General features: G+C 68.5%; 16 protein-coding genes. 10 read left to right on the plus strand and 6 right to left on the minus strand.

Features of this window, described 5'->3' with window-relative positions; all coding sequences use genetic code 11:
• Positions 1–32: 32 nt before the first annotated feature.
• A complete protein-coding gene (locus E7Y32_RS08710) occupies positions 33–1,475 on the minus strand; it encodes a PucR family transcriptional regulator (protein ID WP_146336784.1) in 1,443 nt (480 codons plus the stop codon).
• A 159-nt stretch (positions 1,476–1,634) separates the two neighbouring features.
• Between E7Y32_RS08710 and E7Y32_RS08715 the strand changes: the two genes are divergently transcribed.
• The 3 genes from E7Y32_RS08715 to E7Y32_RS08725 all read left to right on the plus strand — a co-directional run bounded on the left by E7Y32_RS08715 (position 1,635) and on the right by E7Y32_RS08725 (position 5,586).
• Positions 1,635–3,065 (plus strand): aminobutyraldehyde dehydrogenase, encoded by a 1,431-nt coding sequence (locus E7Y32_RS08715; RefSeq protein WP_146336785.1) that lies wholly within the window; start codon positions 1,635–1,637, stop codon positions 3,063–3,065.
• A 79-nt stretch (positions 3,066–3,144) separates the two neighbouring features.
• Complete coding sequence (gabT, locus tag E7Y32_RS08720; protein WP_146336786.1) at positions 3,145–4,500, plus strand: 4-aminobutyrate--2-oxoglutarate transaminase; 1,356 nt, start codon at positions 3,145–3,147, stop codon at positions 4,498–4,500.
• A 213-nt stretch (positions 4,501–4,713) separates the two neighbouring features.
• On the plus strand, positions 4,714–5,586 hold the full coding sequence (locus tag E7Y32_RS08725) for a universal stress protein (RefSeq protein WP_146336787.1): 873 nt from the start codon (positions 4,714–4,716) through the stop codon (positions 5,584–5,586).
• Positions 5,587–5,617: 31 nt separating this feature from the next.
• On the opposite strand, the gene rarD is transcribed toward E7Y32_RS08725, so the two are convergent.
• A complete protein-coding gene (rarD, locus tag E7Y32_RS08730) occupies positions 5,618–6,664 on the minus strand; it encodes an EamA family transporter RarD (RefSeq protein ID WP_395940452.1) in 1,047 nt (348 codons plus the stop codon).
• A 156-nt stretch (positions 6,665–6,820) separates the two neighbouring features.
• Here rarD and E7Y32_RS08735 point away from each other — a divergent pair, with 156 nt between their 5' ends.
• The 5 genes from E7Y32_RS08735 to E7Y32_RS08755 all read left to right on the plus strand — a co-directional run bounded on the left by E7Y32_RS08735 (position 6,821) and on the right by E7Y32_RS08755 (position 13,742).
• Positions 6,821–8,257: an FAD-dependent oxidoreductase gene (locus E7Y32_RS08735; protein WP_146336789.1), complete on the plus strand. Its 1,437-nt coding sequence runs from the start codon at positions 6,821–6,823 to the stop codon at positions 8,255–8,257.
• Positions 8,258–8,367: 110 nt separating this feature from the next.
• Positions 8,368–9,765 carry a GAF domain-containing protein gene (locus E7Y32_RS08740; protein WP_146336790.1) on the plus strand — a complete coding sequence of 466 codons (1,398 nt, stop codon included), beginning with the start codon at positions 8,368–8,370 and terminating at the stop codon, positions 9,763–9,765.
• A gap of 189 nt (positions 9,766–9,954) precedes the next feature.
• A complete protein-coding gene (locus tag E7Y32_RS08745) occupies positions 9,955–11,478 on the plus strand; it encodes an aldehyde dehydrogenase family protein (RefSeq protein WP_146336791.1) in 1,524 nt (507 codons plus the stop codon).
• A 94-nt stretch (positions 11,479–11,572) separates the two neighbouring features.
• Positions 11,573–11,980 (plus strand): DUF779 domain-containing protein, encoded by a 408-nt coding sequence (locus E7Y32_RS08750; protein ID WP_146336792.1) that lies wholly within the window; start codon positions 11,573–11,575, stop codon positions 11,978–11,980.
• A 175-nt stretch (positions 11,981–12,155) separates the two neighbouring features.
• Positions 12,156–13,742: an amino acid permease gene (locus tag E7Y32_RS08755; protein WP_146336793.1), complete on the plus strand. Its 1,587-nt coding sequence runs from the start codon at positions 12,156–12,158 to the stop codon at positions 13,740–13,742.
• A gap of 70 nt (positions 13,743–13,812) precedes the next feature.
• On the opposite strand, the gene E7Y32_RS08760 is transcribed toward E7Y32_RS08755, so the two are convergent.
• From E7Y32_RS08760 to E7Y32_RS08770, 3 genes are all read right to left on the minus strand, one after another.
• Positions 13,813–14,448, minus strand: a complete 636-nt coding sequence (locus E7Y32_RS08760) for a DUF2461 domain-containing protein (RefSeq protein WP_146336794.1) — start codon at positions 14,446–14,448, stop codon at positions 13,813–13,815.
• 111 nt (positions 14,449–14,559) lie between these two features.
• Positions 14,560–16,059, minus strand: a complete 1,500-nt coding sequence (locus E7Y32_RS08765) for a catalase (RefSeq protein ID WP_146336795.1) — start codon at positions 16,057–16,059, stop codon at positions 14,560–14,562.
• Positions 16,060–16,082: 23 nt separating this feature from the next.
• The gene (locus E7Y32_RS08770) at positions 16,083–16,550 is read right to left on the minus strand and encodes a Fur family transcriptional regulator (protein ID WP_146336796.1); all 468 of its coding nucleotides are present in this window, start codon (positions 16,548–16,550) and stop codon (positions 16,083–16,085) included.
• A gap of 81 nt (positions 16,551–16,631) precedes the next feature.
• Between E7Y32_RS08770 and E7Y32_RS08775 the strand changes: the two genes are divergently transcribed.
• Together E7Y32_RS08775 and htpX are read left to right on the plus strand one after the other, a co-directional pair.
• Positions 16,632–17,903 (plus strand): MFS transporter, encoded by a 1,272-nt coding sequence (locus tag E7Y32_RS08775; protein WP_146336797.1) that lies wholly within the window; start codon positions 16,632–16,634, stop codon positions 17,901–17,903.
• Positions 17,904–17,960: 57 nt separating this feature from the next.
• On the plus strand, positions 17,961–18,833 hold the full coding sequence (gene htpX / locus E7Y32_RS08780) for a zinc metalloprotease HtpX (RefSeq protein WP_146336798.1): 873 nt from the start codon (positions 17,961–17,963) through the stop codon (positions 18,831–18,833).
• Between the two features lie 60 nt (positions 18,834–18,893).
• Here htpX and E7Y32_RS08785 read toward each other — a convergent pair whose 3' ends face one another.
• Positions 18,894–19,385, minus strand: coding sequence for a YajQ family cyclic di-GMP-binding protein (locus E7Y32_RS08785; RefSeq protein ID WP_138768479.1), 492 nt, complete (start codon positions 19,383–19,385; stop codon positions 18,894–18,896).
• Between the last annotated feature and the right edge of the window lie 172 nt (positions 19,386–19,557).

Consider the following 19,557-nt stretch of genomic DNA (forward strand, 5'->3'; position numbering starts at 1 on the left):
GACCACCAGGCCGGCGCGGGGCGGATCGGGCGTCAGCGGGGGTGGCGGGCGCTGAGCCGCTGGACGGCCAGCGCCAGCCACAGCTGCACCCGGTCCGCGGTCTGGGCCGGGTCGTAGCCGGTCAGTTCGGTGATCTGGGCCAGCCGGTAGCGGACCGTGTTGCGGTGCAGTGTCAGCTCCTCGGCGACGGCGGCCACCGAACCGTTGTTGGACAGGTAGCTCTCCAGCGTGGTCATCAGTTCGGCGCCGTGCGCGGCGTCGAACGTCCGGAGCGGGTTCAGCGACTCGTTGGCCATGTCCGCCAGCGGAACGTCCTCGCTGGCCAGCAGCAGTGAGGTCAGGCTCAGCCGCTCCGGTTCGTTGACGGGCAGGCCGTGGCTTGCCGCGTCGCGGGCTTCGAAGTAGCTCCAGCGCAAGCCGTTCGGCTTGGTGTACGCGCCGCCGATCCCGATCGTGGCGTGGATGCCGGCCTCGGCGAGGTGGTCGCTGAGGCTCCGGGCCAGCGCGCTGGCGCCGCTGCCGTCGTCGTGCACCAGCACCACCAGGTCCTTGCCGACGACGGCGGTCACGGCCGCCGCCAGCGGCTGCGGCAGCGAGGAACTGCCCAACTGCTTGGCGTGGGCGGCCGATTCCGCCAGCAGCACCACGTTCTTGCGGGTGCTGTTGACGCCGATGCCGGCCAGGCGCCGGGTGGCCTCCGTGGGCTCCAGCGTCCCGTGGATGACGTCCTCGAGCACCTGCCCGGCGAGGGCCCGCTGCGCCTGGCGCTGCTTGACCATGTTGTTGAGTTCCACGCTGATCAGGTTTTGCGCGTAGCCGACGATCCCCGAGTCCTCGAACGGGTGCCGGACCCACAGCGTGCAGGCGTCGCGGCGTCCGGTCGGGATCGGGTAGGAGGCCCAGCCGTCCGCGGTGGGCGAGGGGCCGCCGGCTGCGCTGTTGTAGAGCTGGGCGGTGAACTGCGTCAGGACAATGTCGGTGCGCAGCATGGAGCCCAGGTGTTTGAGCAGTTCGGCCAGGCCGCCGCCGGTCAGCAGGGCGCGGGCCAGGACCTGATGCCCGGCGATCAGGCGCTCCAGCTTGGCGTAGTGGTCCGCCGACTGGGCGTCGGCGACGAGCTTGCCGATCGCGATAAAGGGTGTCTCGTAGGGCACTTCGACTACCGGCAAGCCCCAGCGGTTGGCCTCCGCGATCAGGGCGGGAGGCACCGCCTCGTGGGTCAGGCCGATTCCGAAGCCGATGCCGACCGCGCCGGCGCGCTGGACCTGGCGCACAAAGCGGCGCTGCTCCGGCGCGCTCCGCAGCCGCATCCCGGTGGTGAGGATCAACTCCCCGCCGTTGAGGAAGCGCTGCGGGTCCTCCTGCTCCGTCACCGCCACCCAGTGGATGTCCTGGTGCCAGGTGGTCTCCGCGAGGCCCGCCTTGGTCAGCTTGAGGGACGGCACACCCAGCAGGGCCGCGAGCGAAATTGCCATGGAATCAGGATAGCCGGGCGCTGGTCAAGCGCACTAAATCCCTCTGGCTTCGGTGTGCAGCTGCCTATTCCCCGGCTTGGCCGCCTGGCATAGGCTCGGAGCAGTCGCAGATCCCTTCCCCCTGCCTTCGCCAGGCCAGCACGAAAGAGGTTGTACACCGTGGTTCAAACCTTGCAGAACTTCATCAACGGCGAGTTCGTCACCCCCGCCGGGACCGCCCTGCTGGACATCGTCAACCCCACCAACGGGGAGGTGGTGGCCAAGGCGCCGGTCTCGGTGCAGGCCGACGTCGACGCCGCCATGGCCGCCGCGAAGGACGCCTTCGCCAGCTGGAAGCACGTCACCCCCGGCCAGCGCCAGCTGATGCTGCTCAAGCTCGCCGACGCCGTCGAGGCCAACAGCGACGAACTTGTCGAAGCCCAGCACCGCAACACCGGCCAGGTCCGCTCCCTGATCGCCGCCGAGGAAGTCGCCGCGGGCGCCGACCAGCTGCGCTTCTTCGCCGGGGCCGCCCGTCTCCTGGAAGGCAAGTCCGCCGGCGAATACCTCGACGGCCACACCTCCTACGTGCGGCGCGAGCCGATCGGCGTCGTCGCGCAGGTCGCCCCGTGGAACTACCCGTTCCTGATGGCGATCTGGAAGATCGGCCCCGCGCTCGCGGCCGGCAACACCGTGGTGCTCAAGCCCTCCGACACCACGCCGGAGTCCACCCTGGTCCTGGCCCGCCTCGCCGGCGAGATCCTCCCGGCCGGCGTGCTGAACGTCGTCCTCGGCACCGGCGAGACCGGTTCCCTGATGGTCGAGCACAAGGTCCCGGGCCTGGTCTCGATCACCGGGTCCGTGCGGGCCGGCATCGCCGTCGCCTCCGGAGCCGCGAAAGGCCTCAAGCGCGCCCACCTGGAACTCGGCGGCAAGGCCCCCGCGATCGTGTTCAAGGACGCGGACATCAAAAAGAGCGCCGCAGCCATCGCCGAGTTCGCGTTCTTCAACGCCGGCCAGGACTGCACCGCCATCACCCGCGTCCTGGTCCAGGACTCCGTGCACGACGACGTCGTGGCCGCCATGGTGGAGCACACCAAGACCCTGCACACCGGCTCGCAGAACGACGAGGACAACTACTTCGGCCCGCTGAACAACATCAACCACTTCAACGCGGTCAGCTCCGTCGTGGAGCACCTTCCGGCGAACTGCAAGATCGAGACCGGCGGCCACCGGGCGGGGGAGAAAGGCTTCTTCTTCGAGCCCACCATTGTCACCGGCGCCAAGCAGACCGACGACATCGTGCAGAAGGAAACGTTCGGCCCGGTCATCACGGTGCAGAAGTTCAGCACCGAGGCCGAGGCGATCGAGCTGGCCAACGACGTCGACTACGCCCTGGCTTCCAGCGTCTGGACCACGGACCACGGCACCGCCATGCGGGTCAGCCGCGACCTGGATTTCGGCGCCGTCTGGATCAACACCCACATCCTGCTCACCGCCGAGATGCCGCACGGCGGCTTCAAGCAGTCCGGCTACGGCAAGGACCTCTCGATGTACGGCGTCGAGGACTACACCCGCATCAAGCACGTCATGTCCGCATTAGATGCATAGCGCTGCTGCGTAACGCCCACTGACCCCGCCGCCTGACCGGCCTCGCCGCCCACCCCCGCACGCTTAGAAAGGCGTCCCCATGACCACCACAGCAAACGACATCACTTACCGCCTTGAGCAGAAGCGCCGCGTCCAGGCCGACTTCCCGGGCCCCAAGTCCGTCGCCCTGACCGAGCGCCGCAAGGCCGTCGTCGCGTCCGGCGTCGCCTCCAGCGTCCCGGTCTACGTCGCCGACGCCGACGGCGGCATCATCCACGACGTCGACGGGAACTCCTTCATCGACCTCGGCTCCGGCATCGCCGTCACGAGCGTCGGCGCCTCGGATCCCGCCGTCGTCGGCGCCGTCAAGGAGGCCGTGGAGCACTTCACCCACACCTGCTTTATGGTCACCCCTTACGAGGGTTATGTGGCCGTCGCCGAGCAGCTGAACCGCCTCACCCCGGGCGACCACGAGAAGCGCACCGTGCTGTTCAACTCTGGCGCCGAGGCCGTGGAAAACGCCGTTAAGGTGGCCCGCCTCGCCACCGGCCGGGACGCCGTCGTCGCCTTTGACCACGCCTACCACGGCCGCACCAACCTGACCATGGCGCTGACCGCCAAGGCCATGCCGTACAAGACCAACTTCGGCCCGTTCGCGCCGGAGGTCTACCGGATGCCGATGAGCTACCCGTACCGCGAGGAAAACCCGGAGATCACCGGTGCCGAGGCCGCCAAGCGCGCCATCACCATGATCGAGAAGCAGATCGGCGGCGAGTCGGTGGCCGCGATCATCATCGAGCCGATCCAGGGCGAGGGCGGTTTCATCGTCCCGGCCGAGGGCTTCCTGCCGGCCCTCGCGGCCTGGGCCAAGGACAAGGGCATCGTCTTCATCGCCGACGAGGTCCAGTCCGGTTTCTGCCGCACCGGTGAATGGTTCGCCGTGAACCACGAAGGTGTTGTCCCGGACATCATCACCATGGCCAAGGGCATCGCCGGCGGCATGCCGCTCTCGGCCATCACCGGTCGCGCCGAGCTGCTCGACGCCGTCCACCCCGGCGGCCTCGGCGGCACCTACGGCGGCAACCCCGTCGCCTGCGCCGCGGCGCTGGCCTCGATCGGTTCGATGGAGCAGTACGACCTCAACGCCCGCGCCCGCCACATCGAGGAGATCGCCCTCGGCAAGCTGCAGGAACTCGCCACCGAGCTCCCCGTGATCGGCGACGTCCGCGGCCGCGGCGCCATGCTCGCCGTCGAACTGGTCCAGGCCGGCTCCAAGGAACCGAACCCGGAACTGACCAAGGCCGTCGCCGCCGCCTGCCTCAAGGAGGGCGTCATCATCCTCACCTGCGGCACCTACGGCAACGTCATCCGGCTGCTGCCGCCGCTGGTGATCTGCGACGACCTGCTCCTGGACGGCCTCGAAGTCCTGGCCGGGGCGGTCCGCGCCCACGCCTAACAGCGCGCCCGGCACCGGCCGGACGGAGGAGCCGCGGACCCATGGGTCCGCGGCTCCTTGGTTATGTCCGCGGGGTGCCGCAAAGTTCCGCACTAATCCCGGCGCTGCTGGGCTAGAGTCGTTCCTACCACTGCAGGAACGCAGACCGGCCGACGTCGCCCGGAGACCCGGAGCCAAGCTGGATTCTGCCCCAGACCCGTAAGGGGTTCTTAGATGCGATACGTAGTTGGCTACACACCCAACGACCGCGGCGCCGACGCCGTCGCGCTGGCTTCGGCCATGGCCCGGGCACAGGGCGCCCACCTGGACCTGGTCCATGTCGTGGACCGGAACACCCCGTATGTCGCGCTGAACCCGCAAGGGAACCGCGTCAGCGCGGCGGAGCAGGCCGTCCTCACCGCCGAACGGCAGGGACTCGCCCTGGTTCCGGAGGGCCTGGAAGCCAGGTTCCACGTACGCCAGGCGGACTCCTTCGCCGCAGGCCTGATCGACGCCGCCCGCGAGTACCGCGCCGGCCTGATCGTGGTGGGCGCCGCCAGCAACGGCCTGTTCAAGCGCTACAGCGTCGGCAGCGTGGCCAACGCCCTGCTGCACGCTTCCCCCGTCCCGGTGGCCCTGGCCCCCCGAGGCTACCGGCGCACGGAACCGATCAGCAGGCTCACGCTCGCCGTCGGCCGGCGCACCGGGGCCGAGGCCGCGATCGACGTCGCGATTGAATCCGCCGAACGCCGCGGCGTGCCGCTGCGGCTGGTCTCGCTGGTTGAGCTGGATGCCGAGGGCGACGGCGGAGAAAACGTCAACGCCGCGCACGTCCACGCCAACACCGTGCTCAAGGCCGCCGCCGAGCGCCTGCCGGCCGGCCACCACGTCAGCGTGGAGGTCGCGCACGGCCGGACCATCGAAGAGGCCATCGACGACCTCGAGTGGGACGACGCGGAGATCATGATCGTCGGCTCGTCCCGGTTGGCGGAGAAGAACAAGCTGTTCATCGGGAGCACAGCCAACAAGGTGCTCCGCGCCCTGCCGGTTCCCATGGTTGTGGTGCCGCGCGACTACGTGCGCATAGACAGCAGCCCGGAGGACTGAGGGTCGGCGCCGCCGCTGCCGGATTAGGGGCTTAGGCGGCGGCGCGGGCCAGCCGGCGGGTGACGGCGTTCTTCCGGGTGGTGAGCAACATGTCCGCCGTCAGCACCAGCAGGGCGAGCCAGACGACGCCGAAGCCGATCCAGCGTTCGGGCGTCATGGCCTCCCGGAACACCACCAGGGCCACGATGAACTGCAGCACCGGGGCGAAGTACTGCAGCAAACCGATCGTCGTCATTGGCAGCCGGCGCGCGGAGGCGCCGAAGAACAGCAGCGGCACCGCGGTGATGACGCCCGAAGCAGCGAGCAGCCAGAAGTGCCCGGCGCCGTTGCTGGTCAGGGTCGCCGCCCCCGTCGTGGCCAGGACGATCATGGTCACCCCGGCGAGCGGGGACAGCACAATGGTTTCCACCGAGAGGCTGGTGATCGCGTCCGCCCGCGGGCCCACGCGTTTCTTGACGAAACCGTAGAGGCCGAAGCTGAAGGCCAGGGTCAGCGCGATCCACGGCAGCTTCCCGTAGGAGTACGTCAGTACGCCCACGGCAACGAACCCGATCCCGACGGCGGCCCACTGCAGCGGTCGCAGTTTCTCCTTCAGGACAAAAACGCCCAGCAGCACGGACACCAGCGGGTTGATGAAGTAGCCCAGGGACGTTTCGACGGCCTGACCGGTGGTCACGCCGTAGGTGTAGGTCAGCCAGTTGACCGCGATCAGGCCGGCCGCCAGCGCGAGAGGGCCGATGACGGTGCGGTTACGGAAGGCCGCACCGATCACCCGCCAGGACCGGGTGACGGTGATCAGCAGGGTGCAGAACAGCAGGGACCACACCACTCGGTTGGCCACGATTTCGACGGCGCCGGCCGGGTGCAGCACAAAGAAGTACAGCGGCAGCAGCCCCCAGAGCCCGTAGGCTCCGACGCCGAACAGGATTCCCGCCGTCGTGTCCTTGTCCACGGCCTTGAGCTCGCCCGGCTTTGAGGCGGCTGCTCCGCTGGCGGGGGCGTGGGCGTGGGCCGGGGCGCCCGGCGGCGTCAGGGCGGCGGGGGCGGGTGATCGGTCCGAGATAGGCACAAGATCAATAACACCACTCCCGGAGCGCCTATTCCTGACGGCAGGCGCAGCCTGGGCCTGCGATTTCGGTCACGCGCGGAGCGCTGAAACCGCCGGAGACATTTAGAATGGGGGACTGTGCGCTCCAATTTGCCGGCGCACCCGCCAAGACTCAGAAGGGCTCCCGTGTCCAACTCGGCCGAATCTTCGTCCAAACGTCCCCTCCGCGTCGCGATCGTCGGCGCGGGGCCGGCCGGTGTCTACGCCGCGGACATCCTCACCAAGTCCAACGAGGTCAAGGACGGCGACTTCGAGGTCAGCATCGACCTGTTCGAGGCCTACCCGGCGCCCTATGGCCTGATCCGCTACGGTGTGGCCCCGGACCATCCGCGGATCAAGGGCATCGTCAACGCGCTGCACAAGGTCCTGGACCGCGGGGACATCCGTTTCCTCGGCAACGTCAGCTACGGCAGGGACCTGACCCTGCACGACTTCCGCGCCTTCTACGACGCCGTGATCTTCTCCACGGGCGCCATCAAGGACGCGGACCTGGACATTCCCGGCGTCGGACTGGAGGGCTCGTTCGGCGGGGCCGACTTCGTCTCCTGGTACGACGGGCACCCCGATGTCCCCCGGGACTGGCCGCTTGAGGCCAAGGAAATTGCGGTGATCGGCAACGGCAACGTGGCCCTGGACGTGGCCCGGATGCTGGTCAAGCACGCGGACGACCTGCTCGTCACGGAGATTCCGGACAACGTGTACCGCGCCCTCAAGAATTCGCCGGTCACGGACGTGCACGTCTTCGGCCGCCGCGGCCCGGCCCAGGTGAAGTTCACCCCGCTGGAACTGCGCGAACTGTCCCACGCCAACGATGTGGACATTGTGCTCTACCCCGAGGACTTCGAGTTCGACGAAGCCTCCGACGAGGCGATCCGCACGAACAACCAGATCAAGACCATGGTCAACACCCTCGGCAACTGGCTCGTCGAGGAGCACGCCGAATCCGAGGAACCGTCCTCCCGGCGGCTGCACCTGCACTTCCTGCATAACCCGGTGGAAATCTACGACGACGCCGCGCGCCCGGGCAAGGTGGCCGGGATCAAGTTCGAGCGGATGCAGCTGGACGGCACGGGCAACGTCAAGGGCACCGGGGAGTTCGTCGACTACCCGGTCCAGGCCGTCTACCGCGCGATCGGTTACCACGGCTCGCCGCTGGAGGAACTGGAATACGACGCCCGGCGCGGAGTCATTCCCAACGAGGGCGGCCGGGTGCTCGACGCCTCCGGCAACCCCGTCCCCGGCATCTACGCCACCGGCTGGATCAAGCGCGGCCCGGTTGGCCTGATCGGCCACACCAAGGGCGACGCCCTGGAAACGATCGGGTTCCTGCTTGAGGACCGGCTCACGCTCCCGCCGGCCCAGAACCCCGATCCGCAAGCCATCATCGACCTGCTGGAGGAACGCGGCATCGAATACACCACCTGGGAAGGCTGGAACCGGCTGGATGCGCACGAGCTGGCCCTCGGAGAGGCGTGGACTGACGCCCACGGGGCCGACGGCGTCGTGCGGGAACGCATCAAGGTAGTGCCGCGCGAGGAAATGATTGAGATTTCCCGGGGCTGAGGGCGACGCCGGCGCCTCCTCTGGCGGGGGCTCGGCGCGCCCCGTAGACTCGACCGGACACGGCTGCGCGCCCTCGCGCACCGACGACGGTGCCAGCAGGTGGGAGTTCAATGAGGAATCCGGTCGAGCAGGCCGTCACACGCGGTTCGGGCCTGAGCCCGGAGCTTCGCCAGCGGTACGCCCGCGCGGGGCATGAGGAACTGGGGTCCCTGGTGCCGGGGACCGAGCAGCTGCCGGGGCTGCGCAGCCTGATCCGGGAGTCCTGGCAGCGATCCGCGCAGCTGCACGCGAACCCGGACAACCCCGAAGCGCCGCTGGCCATGGACCGCGAGGAACTCGAGGAGTACCGCCGGCAGCACCCGCTGGCCGCGATCATGCCCGTCATCCACAAACTGCTGGTGCTTCCCAGCCACGACAGCGGCATGCTGGTGGCGGTAGGGGACGAGGTGGGCCGGCTGCTGTGGGTCGAAGGGGACCCCGCCCTGCAACGCCGCGCCGAGGGCATGATGTTCGTCCCCGGCGCCGACTGGTCCGAGGCCACCGTGGGCACCAGCGCGCCCGGCACCGCGCTCGCGCTGGGCCGAGGCATCCAGATCGCCGGCGCCGAGCACTACAAGCGCTCGGTGCACCCGTGGAGCTGCACGGCCGTCCCGTTCCACGACCCGGATTCGGGTGCCCTGCTGGGCGTCGTGGACATCACCGGCACCGAGTCCGCCGTCGCGCCCCACACCCTTTCCCTCGTGGAGGCGACGGTCGCCGCAGCGCAGGCGCACCTGCGGGTGGAGCGGCTGCAGTTGGCCGCGGCGCGCCAGTCCAGGCCGGCCCGACGCCGGTCCTCCGCCGGGGCCGCGGCCGCCCCACTGCCCGCGTCCCTGCCCGCCGGTGCGCGCACCCGGGCCTTCGGCAGCCTCTACCGCAACAGCCTGCAGCTGCTGGGCCGCGACCAGGCGGTGCTGAGCATCGACGGGCGCACGGTCACGCTGTCGGCCCGGCACAGCGAAATCCTCGCCCTGCTCAGCACGCACCCGGAAGGCCTGAACGCGGAGGAACTGAGCGCGCTGCTGTACCCGGACGGAGGCTCCACCATGACACTGCGCGCCGAGATGGTGCGCCTGCGCAAGGTCCTGCAGCAGCTCAACCCGGGCGCCGTCCCCGAGTCCCGGCCCTACCGGCTGTCCATGGACCTGGTCCCGGACTCGGCCCAGGTCCTCAGCTGCCTGCAGCGCGGCGCGCACCGGATCGCACTGGAAATCTACCGCGGTGCGGTCCTGCCCCGCTCCGAGGCGCCGGGGATCACCGAGCTCCGCGGCCGGGTCTCCGCCCTGCTCCGCGAGGCCGTGCTGACCGACGGCAGCGCCGAGTCGCTGCTGAAGTACGCGGAGCTGCCCGAGGCGCGGGACGACGTCGGCGTCCGCACCGCCGCACTGAAGCTGCTGCCGCCGCGCTCGCCGAAGCGGGCCGCCGTGGTCGCGGACCTGGAACGGCTGGACGCGGAACTCAGCGCCTGAACCCGCCGCCGCGGACGGCCCGGGGCCGCCGCAACGGACGGCTCCGGCCGCCCCCACCCGGGCCGACGTGATCCGGCTCACATGGTTGCAACCTGCTTGCAACCTCACCGCTCCTAAGCTGATGCCAGCGGCGGCCGCAGAGATCCTGGCCGCTCCCGCCACCCATCTTGCACAGCAAAGGAGCTAGCAATGACTGTCTACGCACAGCCCGGTACCGAGGGCTCGAAGGTCACCTTCAAGGACCGCTACGAGAACTGGATCGGCGGCGAATGGGTTGCCCCGGTCAAGGGCCAGTACTTCGAGAACATCACCCCGGTGACCGGCAAAGCGTTCTGCGAGGTCGCCCGCGGCACCGCCGAGGACATTGAACTGGCCCTGGACGCCGCACACAAGGTCGCACCGTCCTGGGGCAAGACCTCCGTCGCCGAGCGCGCCGCCATCCTGAATAAGATCGCCGACCGGATCGACGAGAACACCGAGATGCTTGCCGTCGCCGAGTCCTGGGACAACGGCAAGCCGATCCGCGAGACCCTCAACGCCGACATCCCGCTCGCGGCGGACCACTTCCGCTACTTCGCCTCCGCCGTCCGCGCCCAGGAAGGCCGGCTGTCCCAGCTCGACGACGACACCACCGCCTACCACTACCACGAGCCGCTCGGCGTCGTCGGCCAGATCATCCCCTGGAACTTCCCGATCCTGATGGCCGTCTGGAAGCTGGCCCCCGCCCTCGCCGCTGGCAACGCCGTCGTCCTGAAGCCGGCCGAGCAGACCCCGTCCTCGATCCTGGTGCTGATGGAACTGATCAGCGACCTGCTGCCGGCCGGCGTCGTCAACGTTGTCAACGGCTTCGGTGTGGAAGCCGGCAAGCCCTTGGCCTCCAGCCCGCGAATCCGCAAGATCGCCTTCACCGGCGAGACCACCACCGGCCGCCTGATCAGCCAGTACGCCTCCCAGAACCTGATCCCGGTCACCCTGGAACTCGGCGGCAAGAGCCCCAACATCTTCTTCAACGACGTCGCGGACAGCAACGACGCGTTCTACGACAAGGCCCTCGAAGGCTTCACGCTCTTCGCGTTCAACCAGGGCGAAGTCTGCACCTGCCCCTCCCGGGCCCTGGTCCAGGAAGGGATCTACGACTCCTTTATGGCCGACGCGCTGGCCCGGACCGAGAAGATCATCCAGGGCAACCCGCTGGACACCGACACGCAGCTTGGCGCCCAGGCCTCCAACGACCAGCTCGAGAAGATCCTCTCCTACATCGACATCGGAAAGCAGGAGGGCGCCAAGGCGCTCACCGGCGGCGCCCGCGCGGAGCTCTCGGGCGACCTCGCCGGCGGCTACTACGTCCAGCCGACGATCTTCGAGGGCCACAACAAGATGCGGATCTTCCAGGAGGAGATCTTTGGCCCGGTGGTCTCCGTGACCCGGTTCAGCGACTACAGCGACGCCATGGGCATCGCCAACGACACCCTCTACGGGCTCGGTGCCGGCGTCTGGTCCCGCAACGGCAATGTCGCCTACCGCGCCGGTCGCGAGATCCAGGCCGGCCGGGTGTGGGTCAACAACTACCACGCCTACCCGGCCGGTGCCGCGTTCGGCGGGTACAAGTCCTCCGGCATCGGCCGCGAGAACCACGCCATGATGCTGGACCACTACCAGCAGACCAAGAACCTGCTGGTCAGCTACAACGAGAACAAGCTCGGTTTCTTCTAGGCCGCGCGGCGGGGCGGACCTTGGCGGTCCGCCCCGCCCCCTTTCCCGGCGCCGGTGTCCCCGGCGCCCTTCCTACCGAACCCAGGAGAAGCGCATGACCCAGTCCAGGCTTGAAGCCGCCCCGACGCAGTCCGGCGAGGACTTCTCCCGTGTGGCCCTCACCCCCGAGGCCGTCGAGCTGCTCCGCAAGCTCTGGCTCCAGCACGGCCCGCTGATGTTCCACCAGTCCGGCGGCTGCTGCGACGGGTCCTCGCCCATGTGCTACCCCGCCGGGGAATTCCTCACCGGCGACTCCGACGTACTGCTGGGCCTCTTCGACATCTCGGACGGCGCGCAGCCGCAGCCCCTGGAGTTCTGGATGTCCCGGGAACAGTTCAACTACTGGAGCCACACCCACCTGACCGTCGACGTCGTCCCCGGCCGGGGGAGCGGCTTCAGCGTCGAGGCGCCCGAAGGCAAGCGGTTCCTGATCCGCTCCACCCTGATGGACTGGCCGGTCTAAGCCGCCGCCACCTTAAGCGCGAACGTACACGTGGGGCCCTCGCCGGAGGGCCCCACGTGTACGTCCGCGCTTCCGTGCGTCTCAGAATGTGGGACAAAAGCGGCCGTCCAGTGGATGGACACTACTATTAATAGGTCCGTTTCCAACCCAGCTACCGAAATTTTTGGACCTTCCTATGAACCTTTTCCGGACCAAATCCATTGAGCAGTCGATCGCCGACGCCGATGAGCCCGGACGCAAGCTGAAGCGCTCGCTCAGCACCTGGGACCTGATGATCATGGGCGTCGCCGTTGCCGTCGGCGCCGGGATCTTCTCGGTCGGGGCCAAGGCTGCCGCGAACTTCGCCGGCCCCGCCGTGACCATCTCCTTCGCGATCGCCGCCGTCACCTGCGCCCTCGCGATCATGTGCTACGCCGAATTCGCCACGGCCATCCCGGTGGCAGGCTCCGCCTACGTCTTCACCTACGCCACCATGGGGGAGGTGCTGGCCTGGATCATCGGCTGGAACCTCATCCTCGAGCTCTTCACCGCGGCCGCCGTGATCGCCAAGTACTGGGGCATCTACCTCAGCAAGGTCTTCGCGCTGATGGGGCTGGACGTTCCGCCGTCGATCTCCGTGGCCGGCGTCGACCTGTTCTGGGGCGCCTTCCTGATCGTCGCCGTCTTCACCGTGCTGCTGGTCCTCGGGACCAAGCTGTCCGCCCGGGTCGGCAACGTTTTCACCCTGATCAAGATCGCGGTGGTGCTCTTTGTGATCGTGGTGGGCTTTAGCTACGTGAAGTTCGAGAACTACGCGCCGTTCGTCCCGGCCTCCGAGCCCACCGGCGGCACCGGCGCCACGGACGTGCTCAAGCAGTCCTTCTTCGGCTTCCTCACCGGCGCGGCCCCCGCGCAGTACGGCACCCTGGGCATCTTCGCCGGCGCGGCCCTCGTGTTCTTCGCCTTCATCGGTTTCGACGTCGTCGCCACCTCCGCCGAAGAGGTTAAGAACCCGCAGAAGACGCTGCCCCGCGGCATTTTCGGCGGCCTCGCGATCGTCACCGTGCTCTACATCCTGGTCTCCCTCGCCCTGACCGGCATGGTCTCCTACACCAAGCTGGCCGAGGCAAAGAACCCCACCCTGACCACAGCCTTCGAGGCCGTCGGCAACACCGACGCCGCCAAGGTGATCGCTTTCGGCTCCCTGGTCGGCCTGACCACGGTGATCATGGTCCTGCTGATGGGCCTCTCGCGTGTGGTCCTGGCCATGAGCCGCGACGGCCTGCTGCCGCGCTCGCTGTCCAAGACCAGCACCATCCGCGCGACGCCGGCCCGCCTGCAGATCATCTGCGGCACGGCCGTGGCCCTCGTGGCCGGGCTGACCAACGTGGACCTGCTCGAGGAAATGATCAACATCGGCACGCTCTCCGCCTTTGTGATGGTCAGCCTCGGCATCCTCGTGCTGCGCAAAAAGCGCCCGGACCTCAAACCGGCGTTCCGCGTCCCGTTCGGAAAGGTGCTGCCGGTCGTGTCGGCCGTCCTGTGCCTGTACCTGATGACCAACCTGGCCGTGGAGACCTGGATCTTCTTCGCCATCTGGCTGGCCATCGGCATTGCGATCTACTTCGCCTACGGCCAGCGCCACTCCCGCCTCAACGGGAAGTTCGCCGAGGCCCGGGCCGCCGTCAACGGCGCGGACCGGGCAGGTAAGGCCGACACCGCCAACGCGACGGCCGACGCCAACGCCGCGGACGAGGACGCCGAGGCGCTCACCCGTTCCTGAGCCGCAGGCTCCCGGTCCGGGCACCTTCGCCTTGTGCCGGGAGCCCCGGCGTGGGGGTTGCTCCGCCGGGTCAGGGGGCGGCGTAACGGCCCTCCCATTCCACGAGGGGGCGCAGTGCCTCCCAACGGGTGGCCACTTCCTTGACTGCCCCAGGGCCGGCCAGCCAGTCGGGCTGGCCGACATTGACCCCGGCCGTCAAGGACTTGAACTTGAGCAGTTCCGCCCGGGGATGGTCCTTCTCGAAGCCCCGCGGCACCGTCTTCAATCGCTCGCCCTCCACCGCGAATCCGGCGGCACCTACCTTGTCCACAATCTCTGCCAGGGCCTCCCCGCTGGCGGGAGCGTCCACGGCGCCGCGGAAGCGGGCCAGCTGGGCCGGGCTTTGAGTATGGCAGCCCCCGCCGATGAGGAGGCCGTCGGCGCTGAGCTGGATGTAGAAGCCCACCCCCTCGTCCACCGACGCGAAGGCGCCCTGCGCGGTCTTGTACGGTGATTTGTCCGGTGAGAACCGGACGTCGCGGTTGGGGCGGAATAGCTTGGCGGGCCCGAAGCGCGGTTCTAGCTCGGCCAGGAGCAGGGTCAGCGGCTCCTTCACCGCGGCGTCGTACACAGGCTTGTGCTCCAGCCACCAGTCCCGGTTGTTGTTCTGTTCAAGGTCGGCGTAGAACCGGAAGGCCTCAGCCGGAATGCCAGTGAATGCGGTCATGCCCAAATCCTACGGAGCCGCGGCGGACTGTGGGGAGGCGGCCGCGACCCATGTGGATAACGCCAAAACGCCCCGCCACGGAGATCCGTGGCGGGGCGTTCGACGGAACGATCAGACCTTGTTGGCGGCCTCGGCGTCGGACTCGACCTGGCCGGCACCCAGGTTGGCGCGCAGCTTAGCGCCGAGCTCGGCGTCGACGTTGGTCCAGTACTGGATGGCGCGTTCCTTGATGGCAGCGCTCTTCACGCCGCTGACGGCGCCGGTGATGGTGTCCAGCAGGCGGGCCTTGGCGCCGTCGTCGAACACCTCGCGGTACAGCGTGCCGGCCTGGCCGAAGTCGCTGTCCTCAGCGTGCAGGGAGTGCGCGGAGAGCGTCAGCTCGCCGTCGTTCTCCCAGCCGCCGGCCGGGCTCTGCGGCTCCACGGCAGCCGGACCGCCGACGGAATTCGGGGCGTACACCGGAACCGAGGGAGCGTTGAAGTGGTACCGGCCAGCGCCGTCCTGGCTGTAGTTGTTGACCTGGCTTTTGGGCAGGTTCACCGGGAGCTGGGCGTGGTTGGTGCCCACGCGGTAACGGTGTGCGTCGGCGTAGGAGAAGATGCGGGCCTGCAGCATCTTGTCCGGCGAGGCGGCGATGCCCGGTACGAAGTTCGACGGCGCGAAGGTGGCCTGCTCGATCTGCGCGAAGTAGTTCTCCGGGTTCTTGTTCAGCTCCATGGTGCCGACCTTGACCAGCGGGTAGTCGCTGTGCGGCCAGACCTTGGTGAGGTCGAACGGGTTGAAGCGGTAGGTCTTGGCGTCCTCGTAAGGCATGACCTGCACGTGCAGGTCCCAGGAGGGGAAGTTGCCCGCGGCGATGTTCTCCTGCAGGTCGCGGATGTAGAAGTCCGCGTCCGAGCCGGCCAGGGCCTCGGCCTCGTCGCCTGTCAGGGACTTGACACCCTGGTTGGACTTGAAGTGGTACTTGACCCAGAAGCGCTCGCCCGCGGCGTTGATCCACTGGTAGGTGTGCGAGCCGTAGCCCTGCATTTCGCGCCACGAGGCCGGCAGGCCACGGTCGCCCATAAGCCAGGTGACCTGGTGCGCGGACTCGGGGGAAAGGGTCCAGAAGTCCCACTGCATGTCCGCGTCGCGCAGGTGGCTGCCCGGCAGGCGCTTCTGCGAGTGGATGAAGTCCGGGAACTTGATGCCGTCCCGGATGAAGAACACGGGGGTGTTGTTGCCGACCAGGTCGTAGTTGCCCTCGGTGGTGTAGAACTTCACGGCAAAACCGCGGGGGTCGCGCCAGGTGTCCGGGGAGCCGTTTTCGCCGGCGACGGAGGAGAAACGGATGAGCATGTCCGTCTCGGTGCCCGGCTGGAACAGAGCGGCCTTCGTGTACTGGGAGACGTCACCGGTGGTCTTGAAGGTACCGAACGCGCCGCCGCCCTTGGCGTGCACCACACGCTCCGGCACGCGCTCGCGGTTGAACTGGGCCAGCTTCTCGATCAGGTAGTGATCGGTCAGGATGATCGCGCCGTCGGCACCGACGGACTGCGAGTGGGCATCGGACGTGACGGGGGCACCGGACTGGGTCGTGGACACTGCGGGCGCAGCGATGTTCTGAGTCATCGTTCTCCTATTTCTGTTTCTAACTAGTTACGGTCGTCGGGAAGTGTTTGGGTGCGATGGCAGTCCTCGCAGATGCCCTGGTAGAGGACGTCCGCGATCTGGATGGTCATCGGCTTGGCGCCGGCATCCCAGTGCGGGGTCAGGCACGGAGCGTGGCCGACGGCGCACTCGACGTCCTCGACGCGGCCGCAGCTGATGCACACGGCGTGGTGGTGGTTGTCGCCCACCCGCGTCTCGTACAGCGCCGGGGAGTGCGGAGGTTCGAACCGGCGCAGCATCTGCAGCCCGGTGAGATCGCCCAGGACCACGTAGACCGATTGCGCCGTCAGCTCCGGCAGCTCCTCGCGGGCGGCGGCGAGGATGCCCTCCGCCGGCGAGTGCGGGTGGCGTTCGACGGCGGCCAGCACGGCCAGCCGCTGCTTGGTCACCCGGCGGCCGTTGGCGCGCAGGGCGGCTGCCCATGCTTCGCTGCTGCCCGCGGAATCCGTCATGGCCCAATTCAAGCACTTATTTTTAGTTGTTCACAATAAGGTTCGGCTTATTTCCCTTTTGTGTCCCACTAGAGTTGCCGGGTGGGGAAATTCTTGGCGGACATTACGCCGTTGCGCGAAAGCCCGGCGTTCCGCCGCCTGTGGCTGGGATCCGCCGCCTCGGCGCTGGGCAGCCAGCTCACGCTCGTGGCCGTGAGCCTCGAGGTCTACCGGCTCACCCAGGACAGCCTCTACGTGGGCCTGTTGAGCATCTTCGCCCTGGTGCCGCTGGTCTTTGGCGGACTGCTCGGCGGATCCATCGCGGACGCCCATGACCGCCGCAAGGTCGCGCTCCTCGCCTCCGCGGTGCTCTGGCTGACCACCGGCGCCCTGGCGCTGCAGGCCTGGCTGCAGCTGGGAAATGTGTGGCTGCTGTATGCCCTCGTGGCGGTGCAGAGCGGCGCGCAGGCCATCAACCAGCCGGCCCGCAGCGCCATCATCCCGGTGCTGGTGCGCAAGGAACTGCTGCCGGCGGCCAACGCCCTGAGCATGATGATCTTCGGCCTGACCATGACCGCAGGGCCGTTGCTGGCCGGGGTGCTGGTCGCCGCGGTCGGCTTCGCCTGGACGTACACCATCGACGTGGCCAGCTTCGCGTTTGTGGTCTGGGCCCTGTTCAGGCTGCCGCCGATGCCGCCGGGCCAGGTGTCGCACCGGGCGGGCCTGCGTTCCGTTGTGGAGGGCTTCCGCTTCCTGGGCACACGGCCCAACCTGCGCATGACCTTTGTGATCGACCTCGTCGCCATGATCCTGGCCCAGCCGCGGGCCCTGCTGCCCGCCGTCGGCGCGCTGATGATCGGCGGCGGCGAGGCCACCGTCGGCGTGCTCCTCGCCTCCACCGCCGTCGGAGCCTTCCTGGCCGGGCTGTTCTCCGGCCCGCTCGGGGCCGTCCGGGCGCAGGGCGCCGCCGTGGTCTGGGCCGTGATGGGCTGGGGCGCCTCGATCGCCGGGCTTGGCCTTGTTGTGGTGCTCGCCGGCCGCTCCGGCGCCGGCGGTGTGACCCCGTGGCTGCTTCCGGCCGCGGTGTGCTGCGCGCTCGCCGGCATCGCCGACTCCGTCAGCGCCGTCTTCCGTACCACCATCCTGCAGTCGGCCACCCCGGACCACCTGCGCGGCCGGTTGCAGGGAGTCTTTGTGGTGGTGGTGGCGGGCGGGCCGCGGATGGGCGACATGCTGGCCGGCAGTGCGACTAAGCTCCTCAGTGAGGGCTGGGTGCTGCTCGCGGGCGGTGTGCTGTGCGCGGTGGTGGCGTGGCTGGTGGCCCGCTGGCAGGCCGGCTTCCTGGCGTACGACGCGCGGAACCCGGTCCCGTAGCGAATCGTTTCTCAAGTGGGTGATCTTTTGGGGACACCCGGGCATGCGGGAGGATCAGTGCACAACCATCACAACGGACTGAAGACGGCGGCCCTGTTCGGCGTGCTCTGGGCGGTACTGCTTGGCCTGGGGGCCGTGATCGGATCGGGCACACGCAGCGCGGCGCCGATCTGGATCATGGCGCTGATCGGCGTCGGCACCACCGCCTACGGCTACTGGAATAGCGACAAGATCGCGATCCGTTCCATGCAGGCGTATCCGGTGACGGAGGCGGAGGCCCCTCAGCTGTACCAGATGGTCCGGGAGCTCTCGGCCCGTGCCAACCAACCGATGCCGCGGATCTACATATCGCCGACCATGGCGCCCAACGCGTTCGCCACGGGCCGGAACCCGCAGAACGCCGCGGTCTGCTGCACCCAGGGCATCCTGCAGCTCCTCGACGCCCGCGAACTCCGCGGCGTGCTCGGCCATGAGCTGATGCACGTCTACAACCGGGACATCCTGACCTCCTCGGTGGCGGCCGCCGTCGCCGGCGTGATCACCTCGGTGGGCCAGATGCTGCTCTTCTTCGGCGGCGGGGGCGACCGCCGCAACGGCAACCCGCTGGCCCTGCTCGCCATGGCTCTGCTGGCGCCGTTCGCCGCCTCGCTGATCCAGATGGCCATCTCCCGGACCCGGGAGTACGACGCCGACGAGGACGGCTCCGCGCTCACCGGCGACCCGCTGGCGCTGGCCTCGGCCCTGCGCAAGATCGAGCAGGGCGTGCAGCTCGCGCCGCTGCCGCAGGACCAGCGGCTGGTGAACGCCTCGCACCTGATGATCGCCAACCCCTTCCGCGGCGGCGGCATGGCCCGGATGTTCTCCACGCACCCGCCGATGAGCGAACGGATCGGTCGGCTCGAGCGGATGGCCGGCCGGCCGCTGCTGTAGGCACAAAAAAGCCGGGCCCGGCGTCGAGGATGACGCCGGAACCCGGCCAGAGCAGCCCTGCTAGCTGCGGAAGTTCACAAACTGCAGGTCGGCCTCGTCGAAGCCCTTGAGCAGGTTCATGGTCTCCTGCAGGTCGTCGCGGGACTTGGACGTCACGCGGAGCTCGTCGCCCTGGATCTGCGACTTGACCGACTTCGGTCCCTCGTCGCGGATCAGCTTGTTGATCTTCTTCGCCAAGTCCTGCGCGATGCCCTCCTTGATGGTCGCCTCGAGGCGGAACTCCTTGCCGGAGGGGTAGGGCTCGCCCGTGTCCAGGGACTTCAGCGAGATGCCGCGGCGGATGAGCTTGGACTGGAGCACGTCGAGGACGGCCAGCACCCGCTCTTCCGAGTTGGCCTTCATCAGGATCTTCTCGCCGCTGAAGTCGACCTCGGCGCCGACGCCCTTGAAGTCGTAACGCTGCGCCAGTTCCTTCTGCGCCTGGTTCAGCGCGTTGGCGACCTCCTGCTTGTCGACCTTGCTGACGACGTCGAATGTGGATTCGCCTGCCATGACTGTCCTCCTGTTGGTTGTCCGGGCGCCCTCCTGCAGGGCGGTGTTTTCTGCATTCCAGCCTAGTACGGATGCTGCGGTTGTGAAGGTGCCGCGGGAGGACCGGGCTTCACAGTTGGCTCAAAGCTGAACCACGGCGGGAACGAAGCCTCGCCCGGCAGGGTTGTATCCG

Origin of the sequence: Arthrobacter sp. UKPF54-2 (genome assembly GCF_007858535.1) — a bacterium.
Taxonomy (GTDB): Bacteria; Actinomycetota; Actinomycetes; order Actinomycetales; family Micrococcaceae; genus Arthrobacter.